The sequence below is a fragment of the Actinokineospora sp. UV203 genome (assembly GCF_056323665.1).
On sequence record NZ_CM150484.1, the window covers coordinates 1,841,828 to 1,864,181 of the forward strand.

27 protein-coding genes and 1 pseudogene are annotated in these 22,354 nt (G+C 70.8%); 16 read left to right on the plus strand and 12 right to left on the minus strand.

The annotated features are described in order from the left end of the window. Positions 1–47: 47 nt before the first annotated feature. Together ACUZ2Y_RS08310 and ACUZ2Y_RS08315 are read right to left on the minus strand one after the other, a co-directional pair. Positions 48–428, minus strand: coding sequence for a hypothetical protein (locus ACUZ2Y_RS08310; protein ID WP_476328557.1), 381 nt, complete (start codon positions 426–428; stop codon positions 48–50). A 99-nt stretch (positions 429–527) separates the two neighbouring features. Further along, positions 528–2,180, minus strand: coding sequence for an alkaline phosphatase family protein (locus tag ACUZ2Y_RS08315; RefSeq protein WP_476328559.1), 1,653 nt, complete (start codon positions 2,178–2,180; stop codon positions 528–530). Positions 2,181–2,273: 93 nt separating this feature from the next. Between ACUZ2Y_RS08315 and ACUZ2Y_RS08320 the strand changes: the two genes are divergently transcribed. Continuing rightward, positions 2,274–2,939 (plus strand): RibD family protein, encoded by a 666-nt coding sequence (locus ACUZ2Y_RS08320; protein ID WP_476328561.1) that lies wholly within the window; start codon positions 2,274–2,276, stop codon positions 2,937–2,939. Here the strand turns inward: ACUZ2Y_RS08320 and ACUZ2Y_RS08325 are convergent. Both ACUZ2Y_RS08325 and ACUZ2Y_RS08330 read right to left on the minus strand, forming a co-directional pair. Next, positions 2,921–3,331 carry a DoxX family protein gene (locus tag ACUZ2Y_RS08325; RefSeq protein WP_476328563.1) on the minus strand — a complete coding sequence of 137 codons (411 nt, stop codon included), beginning with the start codon at positions 3,329–3,331 and terminating at the stop codon, positions 2,921–2,923. The two genes, ACUZ2Y_RS08320 and ACUZ2Y_RS08325, sit on opposite strands and share 19 nt — an antisense overlap. Beyond that, positions 3,324–4,043 (minus strand): CDP-alcohol phosphatidyltransferase family protein, encoded by a 720-nt coding sequence (locus tag ACUZ2Y_RS08330; RefSeq protein ID WP_476328565.1) that lies wholly within the window; start codon positions 4,041–4,043, stop codon positions 3,324–3,326. The genes ACUZ2Y_RS08325 and ACUZ2Y_RS08330 overlap by 8 nt, the downstream gene beginning before the upstream one ends. A gap of 36 nt (positions 4,044–4,079) precedes the next feature. On the opposite strand from ACUZ2Y_RS08330, the gene ACUZ2Y_RS08335 reads away from it, so the two are divergent. Together ACUZ2Y_RS08335 and ACUZ2Y_RS08340 are read left to right on the plus strand one after the other, a co-directional pair. After that, entirely contained in the window at positions 4,080–5,060 is a 981-nt protein-coding gene (locus ACUZ2Y_RS08335) for a zinc-dependent alcohol dehydrogenase (RefSeq protein WP_476328567.1), read from the plus strand. Then, a complete protein-coding gene (locus ACUZ2Y_RS08340; protein WP_476328569.1) occupies positions 5,050–5,760 on the plus strand; it encodes a creatininase family protein in 711 nt (236 codons plus the stop codon). Before ACUZ2Y_RS08335 ends, ACUZ2Y_RS08340 begins: the two co-directional genes overlap by 11 nt. Here the strand turns inward: ACUZ2Y_RS08340 and ACUZ2Y_RS08345 are convergent. Genes ACUZ2Y_RS08345 through ACUZ2Y_RS08360 form a run of 4 tightly spaced genes read right to left on the minus strand, consistent with a single transcriptional unit; the run spans position 5,683 to position 8,888 of the window. Continuing rightward, positions 5,683–6,618: a lysylphosphatidylglycerol synthase transmembrane domain-containing protein gene (locus tag ACUZ2Y_RS08345; protein WP_476328570.1), complete on the minus strand. Its 936-nt coding sequence runs from the start codon at positions 6,616–6,618 to the stop codon at positions 5,683–5,685. The two genes, ACUZ2Y_RS08340 and ACUZ2Y_RS08345, sit on opposite strands and share 78 nt — an antisense overlap. Positions 6,619–6,637: 19 nt before the next feature. Then, entirely contained in the window at positions 6,638–7,426 is a 789-nt protein-coding gene (locus ACUZ2Y_RS08350) for a class I SAM-dependent methyltransferase (protein ID WP_476328572.1), read from the minus strand. Then, entirely contained in the window at positions 7,423–8,493 is a 1,071-nt protein-coding gene (locus ACUZ2Y_RS08355; RefSeq protein ID WP_476328574.1) for a glycosyltransferase family 4 protein, read from the minus strand. The genes ACUZ2Y_RS08350 and ACUZ2Y_RS08355 overlap by 4 nt, the downstream gene beginning before the upstream one ends. Further along, positions 8,490–8,888 carry a 6-pyruvoyl trahydropterin synthase family protein gene (locus tag ACUZ2Y_RS08360; RefSeq protein ID WP_476331669.1) on the minus strand — a complete coding sequence of 133 codons (399 nt, stop codon included), beginning with the start codon at positions 8,886–8,888 and terminating at the stop codon, positions 8,490–8,492. Before ACUZ2Y_RS08360 ends, ACUZ2Y_RS08355 begins: the two co-directional genes overlap by 4 nt. An 86-nt stretch (positions 8,889–8,974) precedes the next feature. Between ACUZ2Y_RS08360 and ribA the strand changes: the two genes are divergently transcribed. The 5 genes from ribA (at position 8,975) to ACUZ2Y_RS08385 (ending at position 13,204) form a co-directional block, all read left to right on the plus strand. Then, positions 8,975–9,613, plus strand: coding sequence for a GTP cyclohydrolase II (ribA, locus tag ACUZ2Y_RS08365; RefSeq protein WP_476328576.1), 639 nt, complete (start codon positions 8,975–8,977; stop codon positions 9,611–9,613). A 55-nt stretch (positions 9,614–9,668) separates the two neighbouring features. Next, positions 9,669–10,034 (plus strand): RNA-binding S4 domain-containing protein, encoded by a 366-nt coding sequence (locus ACUZ2Y_RS08370; protein WP_476328578.1) that lies wholly within the window; start codon positions 9,669–9,671, stop codon positions 10,032–10,034. A gap of 200 nt (positions 10,035–10,234) precedes the next feature. Next, complete coding sequence (locus tag ACUZ2Y_RS08375; RefSeq protein WP_476328580.1) at positions 10,235–11,233, plus strand: glycosyltransferase; 999 nt, start codon at positions 10,235–10,237, stop codon at positions 11,231–11,233. Positions 11,234–11,373: 140 nt separating this feature from the next. After that, positions 11,374–12,222, plus strand: coding sequence for a serine hydrolase (locus ACUZ2Y_RS08380; RefSeq protein ID WP_476328582.1), 849 nt, complete (start codon positions 11,374–11,376; stop codon positions 12,220–12,222). Positions 12,223–12,301: 79 nt separating this feature from the next. Next, positions 12,302–13,204, plus strand: coding sequence for an SMP-30/gluconolactonase/LRE family protein (locus ACUZ2Y_RS08385; RefSeq protein ID WP_476328584.1), 903 nt, complete (start codon positions 12,302–12,304; stop codon positions 13,202–13,204). Between the two features lie 63 nt (positions 13,205–13,267). Here the strand turns inward: ACUZ2Y_RS08385 and ACUZ2Y_RS08390 are convergent, their stop codons facing one another. Next, complete coding sequence (locus tag ACUZ2Y_RS08390) at positions 13,268–14,110, minus strand: poly(ethylene terephthalate) hydrolase family protein (protein ID WP_476328586.1); 843 nt, start codon at positions 14,108–14,110, stop codon at positions 13,268–13,270. A 204-nt stretch (positions 14,111–14,314) separates the two neighbouring features. On the opposite strand from ACUZ2Y_RS08390, the gene ACUZ2Y_RS08395 reads away from it, so the two are divergent. From ACUZ2Y_RS08395 to ACUZ2Y_RS08415, 5 genes are all read left to right on the plus strand, one after another. Then, complete coding sequence (locus ACUZ2Y_RS08395; RefSeq protein WP_476331672.1) at positions 14,315–14,461, plus strand: PspC domain-containing protein; 147 nt, start codon at positions 14,315–14,317, stop codon at positions 14,459–14,461. A 308-nt stretch (positions 14,462–14,769) separates the two neighbouring features. Continuing rightward, positions 14,770–14,958, plus strand: a complete 189-nt coding sequence (locus tag ACUZ2Y_RS08400; protein ID WP_476328588.1) for a hypothetical protein — start codon at positions 14,770–14,772, stop codon at positions 14,956–14,958. A 261-nt stretch (positions 14,959–15,219) separates the two neighbouring features. Continuing rightward, complete coding sequence (locus ACUZ2Y_RS08405) at positions 15,220–15,834, plus strand: MFS transporter (RefSeq protein ID WP_476328590.1); 615 nt, start codon at positions 15,220–15,222, stop codon at positions 15,832–15,834. Next, positions 15,723–16,610 (plus strand): MFS transporter, encoded by an 888-nt coding sequence (locus ACUZ2Y_RS08410; RefSeq protein ID WP_476328592.1) that lies wholly within the window; start codon positions 15,723–15,725, stop codon positions 16,608–16,610. Before ACUZ2Y_RS08405 ends, ACUZ2Y_RS08410 begins: the two co-directional genes overlap by 112 nt. A gap of 62 nt (positions 16,611–16,672) precedes the next feature. Continuing rightward, complete coding sequence (locus ACUZ2Y_RS08415) at positions 16,673–16,858, plus strand: hypothetical protein (protein ID WP_476328594.1); 186 nt, start codon at positions 16,673–16,675, stop codon at positions 16,856–16,858. Positions 16,859–17,238: 380 nt separating this feature from the next. Here the strand turns inward: ACUZ2Y_RS08415 and ACUZ2Y_RS08420 are convergent. Both ACUZ2Y_RS08420 and ACUZ2Y_RS08425 read right to left on the minus strand, forming a co-directional pair. Further along, positions 17,239–17,685 (minus strand): annotated as a pseudogene (locus ACUZ2Y_RS08420) (SRPBCC family protein); the annotation flags it as partial. Between the two features lie 68 nt (positions 17,686–17,753). Beyond that, on the minus strand, positions 17,754–18,098 hold the full coding sequence (locus ACUZ2Y_RS08425) for an ArsR/SmtB family transcription factor (protein WP_476328596.1): 345 nt from the start codon (positions 18,096–18,098) through the stop codon (positions 17,754–17,756). Between the two features lie 56 nt (positions 18,099–18,154). On the opposite strand from ACUZ2Y_RS08425, the gene ACUZ2Y_RS08430 reads away from it, so the two are divergent. Beyond that, on the plus strand, positions 18,155–19,180 hold the full coding sequence (locus ACUZ2Y_RS08430; protein ID WP_476328598.1) for a cation diffusion facilitator family transporter: 1,026 nt from the start codon (positions 18,155–18,157) through the stop codon (positions 19,178–19,180). Between the two features lie 300 nt (positions 19,181–19,480). Continuing rightward, positions 19,481–20,116 (plus strand): class I SAM-dependent methyltransferase, encoded by a 636-nt coding sequence (locus tag ACUZ2Y_RS08435; protein WP_476328600.1) that lies wholly within the window; start codon positions 19,481–19,483, stop codon positions 20,114–20,116. Positions 20,117–20,161: 45 nt separating this feature from the next. Here the strand turns inward: ACUZ2Y_RS08435 and ACUZ2Y_RS08440 are convergent, their stop codons facing one another. Further along, positions 20,162–20,857, minus strand: coding sequence for an ArsR/SmtB family transcription factor (locus ACUZ2Y_RS08440; RefSeq protein WP_476328602.1), 696 nt, complete (start codon positions 20,855–20,857; stop codon positions 20,162–20,164). 52 nt (positions 20,858–20,909) lie between these two features. Here ACUZ2Y_RS08440 and ACUZ2Y_RS08445 point away from each other — a divergent pair, with 52 nt between their 5' ends. Beyond that, entirely contained in the window at positions 20,910–22,262 is a 1,353-nt protein-coding gene (locus ACUZ2Y_RS08445) for an MBL fold metallo-hydrolase (RefSeq protein ID WP_476328604.1), read from the plus strand. Positions 22,263–22,354 lie beyond the last annotated feature (92 nt).

Below are 22,354 nucleotides of genomic sequence, written 5' to 3' on the forward strand. Positions count from 1 at the left end.
AGGGAACAACCCGGCGGACACGCGGGACGACGCCCGCGTGCGGAGACCTACAGATCCACTCGCCGGGAAGGCGGCGCTCGATCGCCGATCGCGCCGCGGTGCGCCCACCGTGGCGCGGAGGAGAGGAAGTCGTCGGGGCGAACGAAACCGGCCGGACGCGGCCAAGGTGCCGCGGCCGCCGCGGGTGGCACGGCGGGCTGAGCGGGTGCGGGCGCGACCTCTTTGGCGAGCCGCCCCGCCGAGCGGGACGGCGCCATGGCGTCGACGTGCGGCCCGCCGACCGTGGCGCCTGCCTCGGCGGGATCCAGCGCGACCGGCGCCGCTCCCGCGACCGGGGCCGCGACCGACACGAGCACGGTCGCGAAGAGGGCGAGCAGCAACAGCAGGCAGCGCCGCATCCGGTTCGCCACGCTCGCTTGCTCCATCACACCCCCAGGGTCGCCCGCCACCCTACGCGAACTCTTGGGGCGACCAAAGGAAGTCCGGCTGCCCAGTCGCGCGCGGGGAAGCTCCCTTGGACGCAAGCGCTACGGCCCGAACGCCGTCAGGAACCGGTCGCGGAAGGTGTTCATCGGCCAGACCGGGGCGTGCGGGCCGGGTTTCATGCCCGCGTCCCAGTTCCACGGGGTCACCCGGTTCAGCACGGCCGGGTCGCGGGTGACGATGGTGATCGGGACGTCCCAGGTGGCGTTGTCGCCGGTGACGATCTTGGCCGGTTGGTGGTCGCCGAGGAAGACGAGCACCAGGTCGTCGTCGCCGTAGGTCTCCACATACGAGACCAGGGTGTTCAGCGAGTACTCGATGGAACGCCGGTAGTCGGCACGGATCTGAGTGGGATCGCCGTTGAAGATGGCCTCCGCGGGGCGGTCGCCGGTGTGCATGGTCTTGAAGATCGAACCGTCGCCGACGTCGGCCCAGTCGATCAGCGCCGGGGTCGGCGTCCAGGGGGCGTGGCTGGAGACCAGTGGGATCACGGCCATCACGGGCTCGTGGTCGGCTTTCGCGCGCTCCGACCGCTCGAACGCCTCAAGGGTGTACTGGTCGGGCATGGTGGCGTAGCTGAAACGCGGCCCGTGGTACCCGAGGTCCCCGGCGGTCTGGATGCTCCGGTAGCCGAAGAACGCCCCCTCGGGCCACGCGTATGTGATGCCCGGGACGACACCGACCGACCGCCACCGCGCGCGCTCGAAGGCGGCGCCGAGGGTCAGGCGGTCGCCGGAGACCAGGGTGCGGTAACGCTGCTGGTTGTCGATCCACAGGCCGGAGAGCAATGTGGCCTGCGCCAGCCAGCTGCCGCCACCCGTGGTCGGCGAGGTGAGGAACGCGCTGCGCGAGCCGTATCCGGCGTCGCCGAGCCTGCGGGTGCCCGCGTCGAGCACCGCGCCGACCTGGGTCGCCATCTCCCCGTCCTCGACGGCGTCGCGGCCATAGCTCTCGACGAAGGCGACGATGACGTCCTTGCCGCGCAAGGCGGTGAGCAGTTCCGCGCCCGGGGTGTCCCGGAAGCGGTCGACCACGGCCTCCGCGGCGAACTTGTCGTGGTCTAGCAGGCCGGCACGCACCTGGCGCGCGTGGTCGAAGGCGAAGGCGGCGGCGCTGCCCGAGGCGATGGGCGCGTCGGGGACGATCCGCACGCCCGGGATGGCGGCGGTGATCCACACGACCGCGAGGACCGCGACCGCCCGGGCCGCCCCGAGCCGGTGCTGGGCGAGCAGCCGGGTCAGGCGCAGGGCGGACAGGGTGGTCAGGACCAGCAGGGCGAGCGCGAGCACGACCGCCCCGACCACAACGGCGATCGCCCCGCCCGGACCGGCTGTCGCGTCGACGTAGCCCACGGCGGGCGCGAGCAACGGCCAGTCGAGAACCAGGTCGAACGGTCGGTGCAGCACCGCGTCGAAGCCCATGTCCATGATCTTCACGACAGTCAGCAGACCGAGCGCCACACCCACGAGCACCGCCACACCCCGCCGCGCCCGCGTGGGCAGGACGAGGAAGAGAACGACACCGAGCAGCCCTTCTGCCGGGACGCGGAGGAAAGCCAAGGGGCTCAGGCGATCGAGGTCGCTCGGGGCGAGCAGAGCGAACAGCACGAGCACGCAGGCCAGGGCGGTCGCTCCCCAGCGTGCGATCCGACGAACCCGGCCGCGCCCCAACCCGCGAAGCGGCGCGAACAACTCCATCGACTGTCCTCTCGTAAAGTGTGGTGCCGCCAACCGGTACTACGGTCGACAGACCACTTCCGGTTCAACTCGCGGAACAGAAACGGACGCATCTTGACCCGCCCCTACGTCCTACTCAGCGTCGCGGTCAGCGTGGACGGCTACATCGATGACCGGGACGGCCAAGGGTTCCCGCTGTCCAACGATCTCGACTTCGACCGCGTCGACCAGGTGCGGGCGGAGTCCGACGCCATCCTGATCGGCGCCGAGACCGTGCGTCGGGACAACCCCCGCCTGCTGGTCAACAGCGCCGAACGGCGGGCCGCGCGGGTGGCCGACGGCCTCCCGGAGCACCCGGTGAAGGTCACCGTGTCCGGCTCGGGCGACCTCGACCCGGACCTGCGGTTCTGGCATTGCGGTGGCCGAAAGCTGGTCTACACAACGGATTCCGGCGCGACCTCGGCAAGTCTGGGTGATCTGGCCGAGGTCGTGTCGCTGGGCGCCGAGATCGACTTCGCCCGGCTCCTCGACGACCTCGGCGGCCGCGGCGTTGGCAGGCTGATGGTGGAGGGCGGCGGCCGGATCCACACCGCGTTCCTGTCGGCCGGGTTGGCCGACGAGATCCAGCTGGCGGTCGCCCCGCTGCTGATCGGCCACGCGAGCGCGCCGCGCTTCCTCAACCCGGCCGAGTTCCCGGGCGGACCCGCGAGCCGCATGCGGCTCGAAGACGTCACCCAGGTCGGCGACGTCGCCGTGCTGCGCTACTTCCCCAAAGCCTGATCAGCTCCGCGGTTTGGCACCAGGGCGAGGATGGTGTCGCGGCGGAACCACGCCACGACCAGGCTCAGCACCAGCAGGATCGCGGGCAGGACCGGGCCGGGATTGTCCACCAGGAACAGCTCCGTGCCGACGGCACCGACCATGACGCCTGCCAGCCCGAGCGCGGCGAGACCGCACAGGCGCGGGATCAACAGGCCGATCGCACCGGCGATCTCCAGCGCGCCGGTGAGGTACCGCAGCCACTGGCCGAAGCCGATGTCGTCGAACTTGCGCACGAGTCCGTCACCGAACAGCGTGGTCGCGCTGTAGATGAAGTACGCCGCGAGAGCCACTTGCAGGACCCACAGCGCGACGTTGCCGACGACTCGGGTGGCACTGGCTTGATCAGACATGGCGGCATCCTTCCACTGGCGATGGCGCGTCACGCCAGAGCCAGACGATGTCGCGGCCGAACGACCACCCAAGCGTGACCAACGCGAGTCCGACCAAGACAGCCGTGTGCGGGACGACCTCGCTCGCGGCGACGACCAGGGTGACGCCCTGCGCGGCGGCGACGGCCTTGCGGGCGAAGCTGGGCGGCAGGTCCCCGCGCAGCCAGGTCAGCCGCCAGGACGCGGCGACGAACAGGTATCGGGCGGTGCCGATCGCGAGCACCCACGGGCCGAGCGACCACGCGACGTGGACGCTCAGGACCAGGATCAGGAAGGCGTCGACCTCCATGTCGAAGCGGGCACCCAGCGGCGACTCCGTGCCCGTGCGCCGCGCGACGAGGCCGTCGACGCAGTCGAGGGCGAGCGCGACGGCGGCGAGGGCCACGACGACCGGGACGGTTCCCTCCGCGCGGTCGGCCACCAGCGCGGTGACCCCGCCGATCAGCAGCTGCCGGGCCAGGGTGACGCGGTCGGCGGGCCCGAGCGCCGCGGTGTCGGACCGGCGCATCGCCCGGGTCAGCAGCGCCCCGGTGGCGCAGGCGTGGACGAGGCCGGCGACGGCGCCGAGCGGACCGAGTCCCACGGTCGCCCAGAGCACGCCCAGCAGGAGGAGCTGACCGCCCGCCCACACGGCGGGCTCGCGCCAAGCCGTGGTGTGCTGCAGTGTGACCATCGCGCCCCTTGCGGCAGTATTTTCGGAGGATATTGAATGACACGCACGGCAAGGGCCCTTTGGTTCACCTCATCCGGCAAGTGTGAGATTCGACCGGTCGCCCTTCCCTCGCCTGCGACCGGAGAGGTTCTGGTCCGCACCCTCTTCTCCGGGGTCAGCCGGGGAACCGAGGCACTCGTCCTCGCCGGAGCGGTGCCCGAGAACCAGCATGCGGTGATGCGCGCGCCTTTCCAAGAGGGTGACTTCCCGTGGCCGGTCAAGTACGGGTATCTCAACGTCGGGGTCGTCGAGCACGGACCGGCGAACCTGCTTGGTCGCACTGTCTTCTGCCTGTATCCGCACCAGACCCGGTACGTCGTCCCAGCCGACGCCGTGACCCTGGTTCCGGACACCGTGCCGGCGGCGCGGGCGGTGCTGGCCGGGACGGTGGAGACGGCGGTGAACGCGGTGTGGGACGCGGCCCCGCTGATCGGCGACCGGATCGCGGTGGTCGGCGGCGGGATGGTCGGCTGCGCGGTCGCCGCGGTGCTCGCCCGGTTCCCCGGGGCCCGGGTCCAGCTGGTCGACACCGACCCGAGCCGGGCGGCGGTCGCCGCCGCGCTGGGGGTCGGCTTCGCCTCGCCGGAGGAGGCCGAGGGCGGGCTCGACATCGTGGTGCACGCCAGTGCGACCGAAAGCGGCCTCGCCCGGTCGCTGGAGCTGCTCGCGCCGGAGGGCACGGTCATCGAGCTGAGCTGGTACGGCGACAAGCGGGTCTCGCTGCCGCTGGGCGAGTTCTTCCACTCCCGCAGGCTCACCGTGCGCGGCAGCCAGGTCGGGACCGTGGCCCGGGCCGGGCGCGGCTACGCCGACCGGATGGCGTTGGCGCTCGACCTGCTCGCCGACCCGGTGTTCGACACGCTCATCACCGGCGAGAGCGACTTCGACGCGCTGCCCGAGGTGCTGCCGAAGCTGGCGTCCGGCGACCTCTCGGCCCTGTGCCACCGGATTGACTACGGTCGCGCACATGACCGGTGACGCGTACCTGCTTCCGCTGACCACCACCGCCGACGTGCGGGACCGGGCCGCGACCGTGGCCGTGCTCCCGGTCGGGAGCCTCGAGCAGCACGGCCCGTACCTGCCGCTGGTGACCGACACCGTCATCGCGTGCACCATCGCTCAGGAACTCGCCGCGGCGTACCCGGTGCGGCTGCTTCCGCCGGTGACGATCTCCTGTTCGCACGAGCACGCCGCGTGGCCGGGCACGGTGAGCATCTCGGCGCGGACGCTGCACTCGGTGGTGACCGACATCGCCGACTCGCTGCGCCGCTCCGGTGTGCCGAACCTGGTGATCGTCAACGGACACGGCGGGAACTACGTGCTGGCGAACATCGTGCAGGAAGCCTTGGGCGGCATGGCTTTGTTCCCCGGAACCCAAGACTGGGCAGGCGCGCGAGCAGGCGCCGGGATCGAGACCTCGGCGGGCAGCGACATGCACGCGGGTGAGCTGGAGACCTCGGTCCTGCTCCATGCCCACCCGGCGATGGTCAAACCGGGCTACGACACGAGCGACTGGCTCGCCGACGACCGGCGGCACCTGCTGACCCTCGGCATGGCGGCGTACACGGAGTCCGGGGTGGTCGGTCGGCCGTCGCTGGCCTCAGCCCGCAAGGGCGAGGACCTGCTCGCCGGGCTGGTGGCCGCGTTCGCGGACTACCTCGCGGTTCTTCAGCAATAGGAACAGGGCGCCGGGCAGGCTCGCGACCAGCGCGAGCACGCCGTAGACCACGGCCGTCGTGAGTCCCTGGGCCGCGCCCAGCCCGGCGGCGCCGAACGCGGCGGCCAGGAAGGCCTCCCGCGGGCCCCAGCCGCCGACGTTGACCGGCAGCGCCATCACCAGCAGGGCCACCACGAACAGCGGCAGGAGTTGGGCGGCAGGCGCCTCGGTCCCGGCGACCCTGGCCGCGACGAGCAGCAGGGCGAGGTGCCCGGCCACGGCCGTCGCCGACAGGAGCACCACCAGTGGGAAGGCACGTCGGGAGAGCAGCCCGACGCGCGCGTCCGCCCAGACAGTGGCGGCACGCTTACGCCAGAACACGGCGAAACCGGCGACAGCGAGCAGGACCGCCACGACGGTGATCACCGTCGCGCGGTCGAGGGTCAGATTCATGGTGGGCTGGTGGTAGAGAACGGCAATGGCTATGGCAACCAGGACCGCCTGCCCGGCGAACCGCTCGAAGACCACCGCGCGGACACCTCGACCGAGGTCACCTGCCCGCTGTCCGTGGCTCACCGCACGGTGCACGTCGCCCAGGACGCCGGCGGGAAGCACGGCGTTGAGCAGCAAAGCCCGGTAGTAGTCGGACACCGCGGTGCCCAGGGTCAGTGGAAGTCCGAGCCCACGCGCCACGACGCACCAGCGGCAGGCGCCGCAGACGGTGGTGACCAGCCCGATGCCCACCGCGGCGACCAGCGAGCCGAGGTCGATGGCGCGCAACCCGGCCACGAACGCCTCCGCGCCGAGTCGGATCAGGAGCGCGATCAGGATGCCGATGGCGAGGAGCAGTCGCAGCCAGGGCCAGAGTCGGCGCGTCATGCGAACGTTCCCCGTCGCGTCATGCCGAACTCGGTAACGCCAGGAGATCGACATGCCCGACCACGACCCGCAACTCACCCGCGAGACGCCGCCGCAGGTACGCGGGCGCTTCCTCGGCAAGGGCGGGCCGCTGTTCGCAGGCGGCGTCCACCCAGCCGCGGAGCCACTCCCCCGCCAGCGCGGCCTGGTCCGGCCCCAACCGCCACGGGCTCGGTCGGGTCCACACCACCGCGCCACGGCGTTCGAACGACTCGACGGCGGCGGCGACGGCGTCCGGACCGAGGAGGCGGCGGCCGTCGACCTCGCGGCGCTGGTGGTCGTTGAAGGCCTCGGCGAACTCGGCGTCCAATGGCTCCGGCGGGTCCAGTTCGACCCGGCCTGCCACCGAAAGGGTCAGCAGCGCGGGGCAGTCCGCGTCGACGCAGGCGGCGGCCATGGCGTCGACCTCGTCTGCGGTCAGCAGGTCGAGCAACGCCGACGCGGTCAGCAGCGAGGTGCCCTTGAGGTCCTCGGCGCGCAGTGCGGTGAGGTCGCCCTCGCGGGTCTCGACCGTCACGCCGTGGCCGGTCACCGTCGCACCGGCCACGGCGAGCAGCCGCGGGTCACGGTCGTGCAGCACCCAGTGCTGTTCGCCGTCCAACCGCCTGGAGAGCCATCGGCCCATTGATCCTGTGCCACACCCGATATCACGCACGAGGAGGGGGTTTCGGTTCAACAGACTTTCCCGCAACGGGTCGAGCAGGTCCTCGGCCCGGGCGTCGGCGTCGGCCTTCTCCCGCAGGGCCAGCCACTCCGGGGCGAAGCTCATCCGCCGAGCCTAGCCAGCACGCCTGCCAGGTCCCGAGCGCAGTCGTCCCAGGTCCTCAACGCTTTCCCCCGGGCTCGCGCCGATCGCCGCAGGTCCCGGCGCAGGTCGGGGTCGCCCAGCCAGCGCCGGAGAGCCGCCGCGAGCGCGTCGGCGTCGCCTGGGGGCACCAGCAGGCCGGGTGTGCCGCCGTCCGGGGCCTTCCCGAGGGTGTCTGGGACACCGCTCACCGCGGTCGCCAGCACCGGGATGCCGCGGGCCAGGGCCTCGGCCACGACCATTCCGTAGGTCTCGGCACGCGACGGCAGCACCAGCAGGTCGGCCGAGGCGTACCCGCGGCTCAGGGACTCGCCGGTGCGTGGGCCGTCGAGGGACACGCGGTCGCCGAGGCGGTGCCGCTCGATCAGCAGGCGCAGCTCTTCGACGTAGCCGGGGTCGCCCAGCGGGCCTACGCACACGCAGGTCCACGGCAGATCAGCCACCGCGGCGAGGGCTTCGACGAGCAGGTCGTGGCCCTTGCGCGGGGTCACCGACGCGACGCAGAGCAGCCGGGTCCCGGCTTCGGAGCCGGGCGTGGGCGGTGCCGGGTCGGTCCCGGGCGTGACGGTGTGCACCTGGTCCGCGGACAGGCCGTGGTGCTCGACCAGCCGGCGCGTCGCCCAGGGACTGGTGGTCACGACGGCCTTGGCCGCGCGCAGGGTCTGCCGCTCGGCGACGTCGAGTGCCGACGCGAGTTCGGGAGGAAGTCCGGTCTCGTCCGCGAGCGGCAGGTGCACGAGGACCACCAGGCGCAACCGGCCGGCGTGGGGGACGACGACATCGGGGACGCCGCACGCCACCAGCCCGTCGAGCAGTACGACCGACCCGTCGGCGATCGCGGCGAGCGCACCGGCGAGCGCCACGCGGGCAGCGGTGTCCGGGCGCGGCCACGCACCGGGGACGGCGGCCTCGTGGACCGCCACCCCCTGTTTCACCAGGCCACGGCACACGCGGCGGTCGTAGACGTTGCCCCCGCTGGGCGTGGCCGGGTCGTCGACGCCGCCGGGCAGGATGACGTGGACAGCGTTCACAGGGACCGTTCGTAGCTCGCCCAGGCGACATGTGACTCGTGGAGCGTGACCGCGATCCCGGCGAGCCCGCGGGCGCCCTCGCCGAGCGCGCCCGCGTGCACCCGCTCGGCGAGCCGGTCGGCGATGACCTTGGCCAGGAACTCGGTCGACGTGTTGACACCGGCGAAGGCGGGTTCGTCGTCGAGGTTGCGGTAGTTGAGATCGGCGAGGACCTTGCCGAGTTCCTCGGTCGCCAGACCGATGTCGACCACGATGTTGTCCGAATCGAGCTCGGCGCGGGTGAACCTCGCGTCCACCACGAACGTAGCCCCATGCAGGCGCTGCGCCGGGCCGAAAACCTCGCCGCGGAAGCTGTGGGCGATCATCACGTGATCACGAACAGTGATGCTGAACAGGGTGACCTCCACAAGTGCACCGGATACCGTACGACCTTCGGCCGAGCGTAATGACCGTCCGGCCGGAGCCTGCTGAAGGGGATGCTGTGGACGAGGCACTCGGTAGCGAGGACATCGCGGAGTCCGACCTCATGACTCGCCGCGGCAAGTTCCGGGCCGTCGCCTTCCTCGACGGCCACGAACACATGGCCCTCGTCTACGGGACGCCGATCGCGCGCGACAACGTGCTCGTCCGCGTCCACTCCGAATGCATGACCGGCGACATCTTCGGCGCCATGCGCTGCGAATGCGGCGACCAGCTCGACGCCGCCCTCGACCGCATCGTCAGCGAGGGCAGCGGCGTGTTCGTCTACCTGCGCGGGCACGAAGGGCGCGGGATCGGCCTGCTCGCGAAGGTGCGCACCCACGTCCTGCAGGACGAACAGGGGCTCGACACCCTGGATTCGGCCACGACACTCGGGTTTCCGATCGACACCAGGGACTACAGCCCGGCGGCGAAGATCCTCAAGCACCTGCGGGTGCGGTCGGTCCGGTTGATGTCCAACAACCCCGACAAGATCCGCGCCCTGGAGGCGAACGGCATCACAGTCGTGGAACGGGTGCCGCTCCTCGCGCCCGCGACCGACCACAACGTCGGATACCTGACCGCGAAACGCGACCGGCTCGGCCACGACCTGCCGCAAGTGGACACGTTCTCCGGCGACTACTCGTACAACCGGACCTGACTCCTCGGCCGTGAAACGGCTCGTGGCTGACCGGAGTAGGCCATCATGGACGGCTGTGGAGAGCACTCGCGTTGACCGCTGGCTGTGGGCGGTCCGGCTGACCAAGACCCGGCCGGACGCCGCCGCGGCCTGCCGGGGCGGGCACGTGCGGATCAACGACCGCCCGGCCAAGCCCGCGACGACGGTGTCCGCGGGCGACGAGGTGCGGGTGCGGGTCGGCGGTGTCACGCGGGTGGTGGAGGTGGTGCGGGCGATCCAGAAGCGAGTCGGCGCGACCGACGCCGCGACCTGCCTGATCGACCGCACACCAGCGCCAACCCCCGAGGCGGCCATCCCAGTCGCCCGACGTGACCGAGGAGCGGGCCGCCCAACAAAACGAGAGCGCCGCGTCCTAGACCGCCTACGCGGAAGCGACCCCTGACCCCCCAACCCGCGAGTCGCCCCGCCAGGCAAACGAGTCGCCCCTCCGGGCCGATGAGTTCGACATTCGGGTGTCCTCGAATGTCGAACTCGTCTGCCGGAACGGGCGACTCGTTTGCCTGGCGGGGCGACTCGCGGGTTGGGGCGTGGGCTTGCGCGTTGGGGGCTGTTGGTGCCGGAGGCGGGTGTAGGTTCGGTGGTATGCGCGTGCTGTTCGCCAGTCTGGCGTCGGTTGGTCACACTTATCCGCTGATCCCCCTCGCGATCGCCGCGCGGGAGGCCGGGCACGAGGTGCACTTCGCCGCAGGCGAGGAAATGCACGCGCCCTTGGCCGCCCATGGGCTGCGGCCGTTTCGGCCCGCGGACTCGTTCTACGAGATGTACGCCGAGGATCTCGAACCGGACCTGGCGCGGCTGCGGCCCGACCTCGTCATCCACGAATGGGGTGTGCCAGGTGCCGCTGAGGCGGCGTACCGGGCGGGGATTCCGGGGCTCTGGCACGGATTCGGCCGGATGTACCCCGACGGCATCGGACTCGAAATGCCGACCAAGAACACCGAGGCGCCCGGCAGGCCGCACCTCGACATCTGCCCGCCATCCTTGCAGGACAACGACTTCCTTGCCACCGCCGACCGGATCGAACTGCGGCCCGTCCCCTACTCCGGACCGAAACAGGCTGCGTGGGAACACGGTTCCGGGCCGCTCGTCTACCTGACGCTCGGCACCGCGTTCGGCACCGCCGAGTTGCTCACCACCGCCATCAAAGGTCTGGCGGCGCTGGGCGGGCGCGTGGTGGTCGCCGCCGGTCGGGTGCGGGTGGCGGAACTCGGCGAGATCCCGGACAACGTCACCGTGGAAAGCTGGGTCGCGCAAGCGGACCTGGTGCCGCACACCGATGTCGTGGTGCACCACGGCGGCAGCGGGACCACCCTCGGCGCGCTCGCGGCAGGCGTCCCGCAGCTGTTCCTCCCCCAGGGCGCCGACCAGTTCGCCAACGCCGACGCGGTCACGGTCGCCGGCGCCGGGTCGCGGCTGCTCGCCGGTGACCTGAGCGCGGACGCCATCACCGAGCAGACCCGGAAACTGTTGCGGGACAACACCCACCGCGAAGCGGCACGGGTGATCGCCGAAGAGATCGCCCGGATGCCCGCCCCGGCCGAGGTCGCCCGGCTGCTGGCGAAATACGCGCACGGCGGCTGATCGCTCCAGTTCCACCTTCGCCCCGCACCGCGTGCGAATGGTGACGGTACGCGGCGCCCTGGCATGGCGGCCACGCAACAGCCGAGTCACAACGCGGGGAATCGCTGGGTCGGGGCCCGCCCAGGGTGGAGGCTGTGCCGGTGCGCTCGCTCGTTCGCCCCGGCCTGGCCGTGGCGCTGATGACGGTGGCATTCGCGGTCACCACGGCGATACCGCCCGCGACCGGGTGCCTGGTCCGGCCGGGGGTGGCCACCTCGGTAGTGGCCGGGGTGCGGTCGCCGCCCGCCGCCATGCCGGTGCTCGAGGTGGACCTCACGGCAGCGGTGGCCGCCGGGGTCGCGGCGGCGGACGGGCGGATGACCCTCGGAGTGGCGGTCATCGATTTGAAGACCGGGCGGATGGCGAGCAGCGGGGGCGACCGGCCGTTCTACTCGGCGTCGATCGCCAAGCTGATCGTGGCCGTCGACGTGCTGTCGCGGGAGGTGTCGGCGGCCGACCGCGAGCGGGTGCGGCGGGCCCTGTCGACCAGCGACGACAACGCGATGAACGCACTCTGGGGCCCGCACGACGGGGTCGGCGCGGTGCGGCGGGTGGCTCAGCTCGCGGGGATGACCAAGACGTCACCGCCGCGTGACCCGGCGGAATGGGGCGAGACGATGGTGAGCGCCGACGACCTCGCGCGATTGCGGGCCCACATCCAGAACTGCCACGCCCGCGATGTCATCATCGACGCGCTCTCCGCGGCCCCCGCGCGCGCCGCGAACGGGTTCGACCAGGCCTTCGGGCTGCACGCGCCGGGCGTCGACGCGTACTCGAAGCAGGGCTGGATGACCTACCGGCCCAGCTCGACGTACCTGCACAGCGCGGGCGTCCTGCACGACCGGTACGCGGTCGCGCTGCTCTCCGTGCAACAGGGCCGGTCCATGGCGAGCGCCAAGGAGCGGGTCGACGCGGTCACCAGGGCGTTGGCGGGCGCGCTGCCCGCGTGATTGGGGCCGGAAGGCCCGTCGTTTTCGCCGTGAACCCGGCCCATGATGGGTGGCGGTTCCCCACGGTGAGGAGGCGGTCATGAAGGTGCTCCGACGCAGCCTGCCCATGACGGCGGCGCTGATCCTGGCGGCGGTCGTCCCGGCGACGGCGGCGCCCCCCAGTGCGGTCATCGTGCTGACCGGCGCGCAGTCGGCGGAGGGCGTGGCCACGGGCCGCGGGTCGACGTTCTTCGCGGGTGACCTCTTTTCCGGCGACATCTACCGCGGCGACTACCAACGCGGGACCGCCGACCTGTTCCGAGATGTGCCCGACGGCCGGATGGCGCTGGGACTGAAATACGACAACCGCACGGACTTGCTGTTCGTGGCGGGCGGATTCGCCGGCCAAGCCCACATCTACGACGGCACCACGGGGGATGACGTCGCCACTTACCAACTCGGCGGCGCGGTCAACGACGTCGTCGTCGTCCGCGGCGGCGCATGGTTCACCGACTCGTTCCAGCCGCACCTCTACTTCGTGCCGGTCAGCCCGACCGGTGTGCCCGGCCCGGCCGAGACCCTGGTGCTGACCGGCCCGGCAGGCGAGATCACCGGCGACTTCAACCTCAACGGCATCGAGGCCACGGCCAACGGCGACACCCTCCTGGTCGCCCATTCGGCCAACTCGGCGATCTACACCGTGGACCCGGAGACCGGGGCCAGCGCGGTGGTGGCGGGCGTCGACGTGCCGAGCGCGGACGGGATCGTGCTCCGCGGGCGGGATCTGTGGGTCGTGCAGAACTTCGAGAACAAGGTCACGCGGTGGCGGCTGAGCCCGGACCTGAGCAGCGGGACACTGGTGAAGACGATCACGAGCCCGCTGTTCCAGATCCCGACTACCGCGGCTCTGCATGGGAACACGCTCGCTGTGGTGAATGCCAAGTTCGACACCGGGTTGCCGCCTACGGCTTCGCAATATGAGGTGATCCTGGTCGAACGGTGAGCTTGGTGGCCCTTGGGAAAGCCCTCTGGCTTGCTCGTCCGTGAGATCGCGGAGTACCCGGAACTAGCCGGGAATGGCCTGGGCGCGGGCGTTTCGGGCCACTGCCGACCATGCCGCGCTGTCTCCACAGAGACTGCAGGAGCCGAAGAAGATGCCGCGGGCTTGTTCGTCGGCCGCGAGCCAGAAGCGGAACCATGCGGTCACCACGCCGACGAGTCGGTACCTGGTCTCGCCGGGGAAGAAGTGGTCGCTGCCCTTGAGTTCGCCGAAGACGGCGGGGACGTGGCCTGCCTGGTCGTAGCGTGACCTGACGTAGAACGACGGGACGATCCAGTCGTTCTGGCCTGCGACGAAGAGGCTGGGGCCGCGGAGGTTCGCGACCGATCCCTGAGGGCCGGGCTGGATCGGAATGGTGGTGTCCACGATCGGGTCGGCGCCCGCGGCGATGGTGCCGCCGCCGCCCTGGGAGTGGCCGGCGGCGCCGATCCTGGTTTCGTCGATGTGGTTGTGGAACACGCTGCCGGGCCGCTTGTCCTCGTCGATGAGGAATCGGGCGCCCGCCAGCATTTCCGCGCCCGAACCGGATTGGGTGGTGTTGGCCGCGGCCACGACGAAGCCCCAGGAGGCCAGGTGGCGCAAGGCGAAGTCGTACTGGGCGGGGGTGGCGCCGGTGCCGTTGCCCCAGATCACGACCGGGTGCTGTCGGGTGCCGAGGTCCGTCGGGCGGTACAGGGTGTGGTCGGGTCCGCCTTGCGCCACGGTCACCGCGTGCGGGCCGGGCTGCTCGTAGTAGCTCGACGGAACAGCGGCCTGGGACGCGATAGCGGGCAGGGGCGCGATAGCGGGCAGGGGCGCGACAAGAGCGCCCGCCACCAGTGCGACCGTCAACAGCTTGCCTTTGGTCATCTCAGCTCCTCGTTGTCCGCCCCCGTCTCACCTTGACGGCTCCGGGCGGCCGCCGACATGGGAGCGTTTCCAGGGTTTCGGGCCGATCGTTGTGACCGGTGACAAACGGCGGGACATGCGGGACGACCCGCACTGCGCGACACTGTGAGTCCATCCGAAAGGAGCGTCATGGCGGTCGAGTTGGTCAGGTCCCGCAGGAATCGGATGATCGCCGGGGTGTGTGGTGGGATCGCGGAGAGAGTCGGCCGCAAGCCGAGCACCATCCGGTGGCTGTTCGTGCTGTCCTGCATCCTCCCCGGACCGCAGTTCCTGATCTACATCGTGCTTTGGGTGGTGCTGCCCGAAGGCTGACCGACCCACCGGGCCGAAGTAGAGGTGGCGGGTGGACAGGTTCACCGCCATGTGCTCGATCAGCGGGTCGAAAGCTCTGCCGGATCCGCGCGTCGGTGGCCGTGGACGTGGCGAAGCGGAGGCCGGAGAACGCGGCCAGGAAATCGACACCTGGAGCAGCTCGTCGGGGAACGGCAGGCAGATGCCGTAGATCGTGCCGCTGGTGAAGCATCGCCAGCACGGCGAAGAAGCCGACGACCCACCGAATCCGGCTGCCGCGCAGCGCGGTGAAGCTCTGCCAGATCTCCGCGCTGAGGAAGCCGAAAGTGGTGAACAGCAACAACAACGGCAGCGCGCGGCTGGTCAGGGTCCCGAGCTTGCGCAGCTGGCGCACCGCTATCCGCGCCGCCCAGGCGAACACCGAGCCCACGCCGAGGGCGACCAACGCGATCGCCGCGAGCACGGTGAGCGCACCCTGGATCACGCCGGGCGGGAAGTATGTGGCGTCGATCAGGTAGCCGATGAGCGGTAGTGCCAGCACGTAGATGGCGATGGCCACGATCGCGGCCGCCTGCCGCGCGCCGTGCCCGCGGCGGTAGTGCGACGCCCCCACGTCATCGCCGGCCGGACGCGGGGGCGGGCGGCGTCCCACCGTCGGCGCCCGAGCATCCCGCCACCAGAGCCAACGCCACGACCGCGGCACCAGCCGAACTTCGTCATGGCGCGCAGGCAAAGCACGGCCTGCCTGCGGCCTCCGACACCACATCAGGGGCGCACCCGTGCGGGGCACAGCAGCACCCGGTCGGGAAGTCGGCGTCGTGGACGGTCTGCTGCCGACCGGCGGCACCACTGTGGACCGAAGTCTTGCCTTCGCGGCGCCGATGACCGAATATGAATCGGAGTCACGTTCCGTCGTGGCGCCGGAGGTAGCGATGTCAGTGCGGGCCGATAGTCGTCGTCAGGTCTCCGGGTGGCTCGTCATGTCCGCCTACGGGCTGGTCAGCGCGGTGCTGCAACTCGTGTGGCTGACGTACGCGCCGATCACCACGGCGGCGGCGAGCCACTACGGCGTGTCCGAGGGCGCGATCGGGTGGCTGGCCAACGTGTTCCCGCTGCTCTACGTCGTACTCGCGCTGCCGGCGGGCGTCGTGCTCGACCGCTGGTTCCGGCCGACGCTCGGCGTGGGCGCGGTGCTCGTGGCCGTGGGCGCCGGGCTGCGGCTCTTCGACGACTACGTGTTCGTCCTGCCGGGCATCTCGTGGTCGCGGTCGCCCAGCCCTTGGTGCTCAACGCGATCAGCAAACTCGCCGACGGCTACCTCCCCGACCGACAGCGCCCCGCCGGCATCGCGGCCGCCGCGGCAGCCAACCTGGTCGGCATGCTGGCCGCTTTGACCCTCGGCGCCGCGATGGGTGCCGATGGCCTGCGTTCCCTGCTCCTGATCGACTTCGGCGCGGCGATCCTGGCCGGCCTGGCGCTCTGGTTCGGACTGCATGGCCGGGCTCCGCGCGAGATCGACACCCCAGCCCGGGTCTCGGCGGGCGCACTGCGCGCACTGTTCGCCGACCGAAGGACCCGCTCGCTCGGGGGGCTGGTGTTCGTCGGGTTCGGGGTGTTCATCGCGCTCACCACGTGGCTTGAGCCGTTGCTGAAGCCGGCTGGGGTGTCGACGGCTACCGCTGGGACGCTGCTGGCTGTGCTGGTGCTTTCCGGCATCGTCGGCTCTGCCGTGCTTCCCGCACCTGTCGTGCATCGGGGACTGGAACGGCCGGTGTTGGGCGCGACCTTGCTGATCACGGCGGTGGGGTGCGCGGCGTTGGCGATCGCGCCTGGGGTTGTTGTGGCGACTGTGGTGGTGATCGTGGTCGGGTTCCCATTGCTGGCCGCACTGCCGATCGTGCTCGACACGACTGAGCGAGTTGTGGGGGCCGCGGGTGGGAGTACGGGGGCGGCGTTCATCTATCTGCTCGGGAATGCCGGCGGGTTGGTAATCGCGGTGGGTGTGGAGCAGTTGCTTGAGCGGCCGGGATGGGCGTTTGCGCTGCTTGCTTCGGTGGTTGTGGTTGGCTTCGCTTCGCTGCCTGGGCTTGGTAAGCGGGGGCCCGCCTCGGCCGACCAGCGGTCAAGTTTCCGCCATGCTCCGCTCTTGGCGGGGAAGCAGGATGCGTAGGGGCGTCGACGGTTGGTGAACGGCGGGTGTGAAGTCCACTCCGTCGGGGTACCCGGCTGCCCATGAACGAAGACCGAGAGTCCAAGCAAGAGTCCAAGGATCCGCTGCCCGAGGCCGCCGACCCGCTCGACGACTTCACCGGGTCAGGCACCCACGACGTGCGGATCGAAGGGCGCACCGCCCGGGCCACCGACGACCTGGACGAAGAGCCGAAGCCGGACAACAACGTCCAAGAACCACCCGACTGACGTCTCGCACCACATCGCGCTCGCCGTGCCACGTGACGGCCTTCATCTCGGTCGACTCCAGCGTCCGGGGCCGGAATCTGCCGGGTTCCCCTGATCGGGCGCGCTTATCCATCGAGCGGCTACCGAGCTCGAAAACCAGTGCGGTTTCAAAGGATTTGCCGCCGGACGCAGCCGTCCCCCATGGCGATCCATGGGGGACGGCATCTATCGGTAGCCGGTTACAACGGCGGCCGAGGATCGGCCTTCGGCGAAAGACCGCCACTGTCCGGGTCGTCCGGGCGCAGGCCGCTCACGCCCGGCTCACCGGGTCGGATGCCCGCGCCCGGCTTGCCCGCCTGCCTGCTGGAGCCCTGGGCGGTGGACTGCTCGGTCGTGGTCCCCACCGAGCCACGCCACGCACCGGTCTCCTGGCCGCCGCGCTCCTCGATGAACTCCTTGAACCGCTTCAGGTCGCCCTTGACCCGACGGTCCAGCACACCGAGCTTGTCGGCGACGTTCTCGACGAAACCCTCGGGGTCGATGGTCATCTTCGCGGTGACCCGGGTGGTCCGGGCGTCGACCTTGTCGAAGGTGACCTTCCCGGAGTGGTCAGGTCCCGCGTCCGAGCGCCACGAGACGCACTGGTCCGGGATCTGCTCGACAATCGTCGCGTCGAACTCGCGGGTCACCCCGCCGACCTTCGTCACCCAGTGCACGTGCGTGTCATCGAGCTGGCGCACCTGCTCGACGCCTTCCATGAAGCGCGGGAAAGTCTCGAACTGAGTCCACTGGTTGTAGGCGTCGGTCACCGGAACTCCGACCTCCACGCTCTCGGTGATCGTGCTCAACGAGATCACTCCTTTCGTGCGTCGTCCGGAAACCCTCGACATACCCAGGGAAGCGCCGGTCTACACGGTCACTCGTGGTGCGGGATGCCGAGCACGGCGTGGTCGGCGAACTCCATCGCCTCGTCGACCAGCCCCGACAGATGGCCGCTCACCAGGCGGTAAACCATCCGCCGACCGTCGCGGCGAGCGTGGACCAAGCCCGCCAGCCGGAGTCTGCCGAGATGCTGCGACACCGACGACCGCGACGCGCTCACCTGCCCGGCCAGGGTGTTGACGTCCTGCTCGCCGGCCGCGAGCAGCCGCAACAGGGCCAGCCGGGTCGGGTCGGCAAGCATTCCCAGCAGCTCGGCGGCAACCTGGAACCGCTCTTCCTGCGAGACACTGGCTGTTGCCATGTCATTGTGCGCGCGCATGGTTGCATATTGCTCCTGAGCAGGGCACTCTGCAACCAGAGAGCCGAGGAGGGCAGATGACCCACGGTCACGGTCACGCACGCCGACACCGCCTTCGCCACGTGCTGAAGCCGCACAGTCACGACAGCGCGGACCGCGTCGACAGTGCCCTGGAGGCGAGCAAGCGCGGCATGCGCACCCTGGTCTGGTCGTTCGCGGCGCTCCTGGTCACCGCTGTCGCCCAACTGGCAGTGGCCATGGCGAGTGGTTCCGTCGCGCTGCTCGGCGACACCGTGCACAACTTCGCCGACGCCCTGACCGCGGTGCCGATCGGCGTCGCTTTCCTCCTCGGCCGCCGCGCGGCGACGCGACGCCACACCTACGGGCTCGGCCGGGCCGAGGATCTCGCCGGGGTCGTCGTCGTGCTCGTCATCGCCGCGTCCGCGGCCTTCGCCGGCTGGCAGGCGATCGACCGGCTGATCGACCCGCAGCCCGTGCGGCACTTGTGGGTGGTGGCCGCGGCGGGCGTCATCGGGTTCGCCGGCAATGAGATCGTCGCCCGCTACCGCATCAAGGTCGGCCGGGAGATCGGCTCGGCCGCCCTCGTCGCGGACGGCCTGCACGCGCGCACGGATGGCTTCACCTCACTGGCCGTCGTCCTCGGCGCACTCGGTGTCGGCCTCGGTTTCCCTTTGGCGGACCCGATCATCGGTCTCGCGATCACGGCGGCGATCCTGTTCGTCCTGCGCGACGCGGCGAAGGAGGTCTTCGCCCGGCTGATGGACGCCGTCGACCCGGCGGTGGTCGACCTGGCCGAACGCACCGCCGTGGGCACCGCGGGCGTGGTGGCCGTCGACCAGCTCAGGATGCGCTGGATCGGCCACACCCTGCGCGCGGAACTGTCGGTCACCGTCGACGCCCGCCTGACCGTCGAAGAGGCCCACCACATCGCCCACAACGTCGAACACCGCCTCATGCACGCCATCGCCCGACTCAGCGCCGCGACCGTCCACCACGGACCCGCACGTAAGGGGACCGCGACGACAGCCCACCACGGGCACCCACCAATCCGCTCCGTCACCCGTCAGGTGACCCCGAGATAATTCGGGGAGGCGGACAGCGGCGGACTACCTAGCGGCTTGGAGGACGCCGTGGACGGCTGATCCGGTCGGCCGCGCTGTCGGGGTCCGGCGACGACGTGATCTCCCGACTCCTGACGGCCGAGGGGTCACCGACCCGGGGATCGCCGGCCTGGCGATGTCGAATCGAACCGCGCTCCGTCTTCAGCGGCCTGGTCACCCGGTTCCCGACGATGCGACTCGCGATCCCGTTGGCGGACTTGCGAATCCGCCAAGACGTGCTGGCCGGCGGCTTGGTCGAACTCTCGGTAGCTTGGTGACACCGTGACCGACCACCATCACCAGTGGGACCGCTACGCCGACCGCTACGACCGCGACATCGGCTTCTTCGAGCGCGTGCAGTTCAAGGGCGGGCGGGAGTGGGTGTGCTCGCAGGCCTCCGGCGATGTGCTGGAAGTGGCCGTGGGCACCGGACGGAATCTGCCGTTCTACCCCGAGGGCGTGCGGCTGACCGGGCTCGACTTCAGCGCCGCCATGCTGGACATCGCCCGCGCCCGCGTCTTGGAGACCCGGCACAAGGTCACGTTGATTCAGGGCGACGCCCAACGGCTGCCCTTCGACGACAGTTCATTCGACACCGTGGTCTGCACGCTGGGCCTCTGTGGCGTCCCGGATGAACGCGGGGCCATCGCCGAGATGCACCGGGTCCTGCGCCCGGGCGGGCTGCTGCTGCTGCTCGACCACGTCGGCAGCCACCACAAACCTATCCGGCTGGTCCAGCGGTTGATTGAACTGGTGACGGTGCGGATGATCGGCGACCACCAGACCCGGCGGCCGCTGCCGCTGGTGGAACAGGCGGGGTTCGTCGTCGAGCGCAAGGAGCGACTCAAGGCCGGCACTGTGGAACGGATCGCGGCCAGGGCCGTGTCTGTCGGCGGGCGGCATCCACCGCCGCCTTAGGGGACCGTGACGGCAGCCGACCACGGTCGCCGCCAATCCGCCACATCACACGGCAGGCGACCAATCCCCAGAATTCCGGGGAGGCGGACTGGTGTCGACCGGCAGTTCGGCCAGTCGCCACTCGAGCATGCCGTCGGCGAGGCGGACGGCTTGGCGGCCCCGTGCAAGCAGCAGGCGGACCGCTTCGTGGGCCAGGACGCAGTAGGCGCCTCGGCAGTACGCCACGATCTCCTGGTCGGCGGGCAAGTCCGCGAGCAGGCTCGCCAGGTCCTCCAGCGGGACGGAGCGGGCGCCGGGGATGTGTCCCGCGGCGAACTCCTCGGCGGGCCGCACATCGATCACCGTCGCACGGCCGGACTGGACGCGGCGTAGTAGTTCGTCGCGGGTGACGGCCTCGGTTTGCGGGCCCAGGTAGGTGATCGCGGCGGCATCGACGTCGGGGAGTCGGTCGTGGGCGACGGATCGGACGAGCGCGAAGAGCGCGGCGACGTCCCCACCCGCGAGCCGGTAGTGAATCTTGGTGCCCTCGCGGCGGGTCTCGACGAGGTTGGCCTGTTTGAGCGTCTGCAGGTGCGCCGATGCCGTGGTCAGGCCCAGGTCGGCCGCGCGCGCGAGCGAGTCGACGGTCCGCTCGCCCTGAGCGAGCAGATCCAGCAGTTCGAGACGCTTTCCGCTGGCCAGGGCCTTGCCCACACGGGCGAACTGGTCGAACAGCGCGGTCTTCGCGGCACGGTCACCCATGATTCTCCAATCTTCTATGGAATAGTGTAGAACAGAAGCCGAGGAGGACGCCATGACCGCAGTCGATGTTGTGCCGCTCGTGGACGAGGGATTGGGCAATTCCGCTTACCTGCTCGACCTTGGGGACGGCCGGGCGCTGGTGGTCGACGCCAGTCTCGACCTCCGCCAGATCGACAGGGAAGCGAGCGGGCGCGACCTCCGGGTCGCCTTCGCCGCCGACACCCACCTGCACGCCGACTTCCTGTCGGGCGCGCGGCAGCTGTCCGCCACCGAGGACGCGCGGGTGCTCGCCTCGGCCGCCGGGCACCGCGAGTTCACCCACACCGGGCTGCACGACGGGGACGAGGTCCACCTCGGCGGCCTGCGGCTGCGGGCCCTGGGCACCCCCGGCCACACCCACGAGCACCTGTCGTTCCTGCTGCTCGACGGGGACCGCCCGGTCGGCGTGTTCACCGGCGGCTCGCTGATCGTCGGGGCGGCGGCGCGCACCGACCTGGTCGCGCCGGAGCGCACGGAAGAGTTGGCGCGCAAGCAGTTCAGCTCGCTGCGCCGCCTCGCCGAACTGCCCGACGACGTGGCGGTGTGGCCCACCCACGGCGCCGGGTCGTTCTGCTCCGCTCCCCCGGGCGCCGAACGCACCAGCACGATCGGCCGCGAGAAGGCGACGAACCCCTTGATGCGGCTGGCCGACGAGGACGAGTTCGTCGCCCGGCTGCTGGGATCGCTGGGCAGCTATCCGCCGTACTTCGCCCGGTTGGGCGAGATCAACCGACTCGGGCCACCGCTCATGGCCGGGCCTCCTGCGCTGCCCGAACTCGACGTCGACACCGTGCGCACCCTGCTCGACGACGGCGCGCTGATCGTGGATGTGCGGCCGGTGCCGGAATTCGCCGCCGCCCATGTGCCGGGCGCGCTGTCCAACCCCGCGCGACCGGCCTTCGCCTCCTGGCTGGGCTGGTTGGCACCCGACGACCGGCCGTTGGTCATCATGCGCGGTCCCGACCAGGACACCACCGAAACCGCTTGGCAGGCCGCCAAAATCGGGTACACCAACCTGGCGGGCGAGTGCGTCTTCGACGCCTGGACCGCCGCGCGCCTGCCGACCACCGGCACGAGGCTGATCAGCGCCGACGAGGTGTCCGGGACCGTGCTCGACGTGCGGCAGACCGCGGAGTTCACCGGCGGCCACCTGCCAGGCGCGACCCACATCGAACTCGGCGACCTGGCCGACCGCGTCGACGAGGTGCCCGCGGGGCCGACGGTGGTGATGTGCGGCCACGGCGAACGTGCGATGAGCGCGGCGAGTCTGCTGGAACGGGCGGGCCACCGCGACCTGGCGGTGCTCAGCGGCGGCGCCGGCGACTGGGTCCGAGCCACCGGCGGCCGACTGGACAGCGGCGCATGACCGCGGGCCCACCTCTCTCCACATCGGACATTCCACACGTTTCCGCCGAGGCAGACCACCTTCCCCACCGCGCGGAGCGACCCTCCACACGG

What these genes read in the sequence shown, in the direction of transcription:
- ACUZ2Y_RS08335 (WP_476328567.1), top strand. Translation starts at nt 4,080, where the DNA reads ATGACACGCACGGCAAGGGCCCTTTGGTTCACCTCATCCGGCAAGTGT.
- ACUZ2Y_RS08440 (WP_476328602.1), bottom strand. Translation starts at nt 20,857, where the DNA reads ATGGGTGACCGTGCCGCGAAGACCGCGCTGTTCGACCAGTTCGCCCGT.
- ACUZ2Y_RS08395 (WP_476331672.1), top strand. Translation starts at nt 14,315, where the DNA reads ATGATCGCCGGGGTGTGTGGTGGGATCGCGGAGAGAGTCGGCCGCAAG.
- ACUZ2Y_RS08330 (WP_476328565.1), bottom strand. Translation starts at nt 4,043, where the DNA reads ATGGTCACACTGCAGCACACCACGGCTTGGCGCGAGCCCGCCGTGTGG.
- ACUZ2Y_RS08445 (WP_476328604.1), top strand. Translation starts at nt 20,910, where the DNA reads ATGACCGCAGTCGATGTTGTGCCGCTCGTGGACGAGGGATTGGGCAAT.
- ACUZ2Y_RS08415 (WP_476328594.1), top strand. Translation starts at nt 16,673, where the DNA reads ATGAACGAAGACCGAGAGTCCAAGCAAGAGTCCAAGGATCCGCTGCCC.
- ACUZ2Y_RS08340 (WP_476328569.1), top strand. Translation starts at nt 5,050, where the DNA reads ATGACCGGTGACGCGTACCTGCTTCCGCTGACCACCACCGCCGACGTG.
- ACUZ2Y_RS08425 (WP_476328596.1), bottom strand. Translation starts at nt 18,098, where the DNA reads ATGCGCGCGCACAATGACATGGCAACAGCCAGTGTCTCGCAGGAAGAG.
- ACUZ2Y_RS08315 (WP_476328559.1), bottom strand. Translation starts at nt 2,180, where the DNA reads ATGGAGTTGTTCGCGCCGCTTCGCGGGTTGGGGCGCGGCCGGGTTCGT.
- ACUZ2Y_RS08390 (WP_476328586.1), bottom strand. Translation starts at nt 14,110, where the DNA reads ATGACCAAAGGCAAGCTGTTGACGGTCGCACTGGTGGCGGGCGCTCTT.
- ACUZ2Y_RS08325 (WP_476328563.1), bottom strand. Translation starts at nt 3,331, where the DNA reads ATGTCTGATCAAGCCAGTGCCACCCGAGTCGTCGGCAACGTCGCGCTG.
- ACUZ2Y_RS08345 (WP_476328570.1), bottom strand. Translation starts at nt 6,618, where the DNA reads ATGACGCGCCGACTCTGGCCCTGGCTGCGACTGCTCCTCGCCATCGGC.
- ACUZ2Y_RS08385 (WP_476328584.1), top strand. Translation starts at nt 12,302, where the DNA reads ATGAAGGTGCTCCGACGCAGCCTGCCCATGACGGCGGCGCTGATCCTG.
- ACUZ2Y_RS08375 (WP_476328580.1), top strand. Translation starts at nt 10,235, where the DNA reads ATGCGCGTGCTGTTCGCCAGTCTGGCGTCGGTTGGTCACACTTATCCG.
- ACUZ2Y_RS08350 (WP_476328572.1), bottom strand. Translation starts at nt 7,426, where the DNA reads ATGAGCTTCGCCCCGGAGTGGCTGGCCCTGCGGGAGAAGGCCGACGCC.
- ACUZ2Y_RS08430 (WP_476328598.1), top strand. Translation starts at nt 18,155, where the DNA reads ATGACCCACGGTCACGGTCACGCACGCCGACACCGCCTTCGCCACGTG.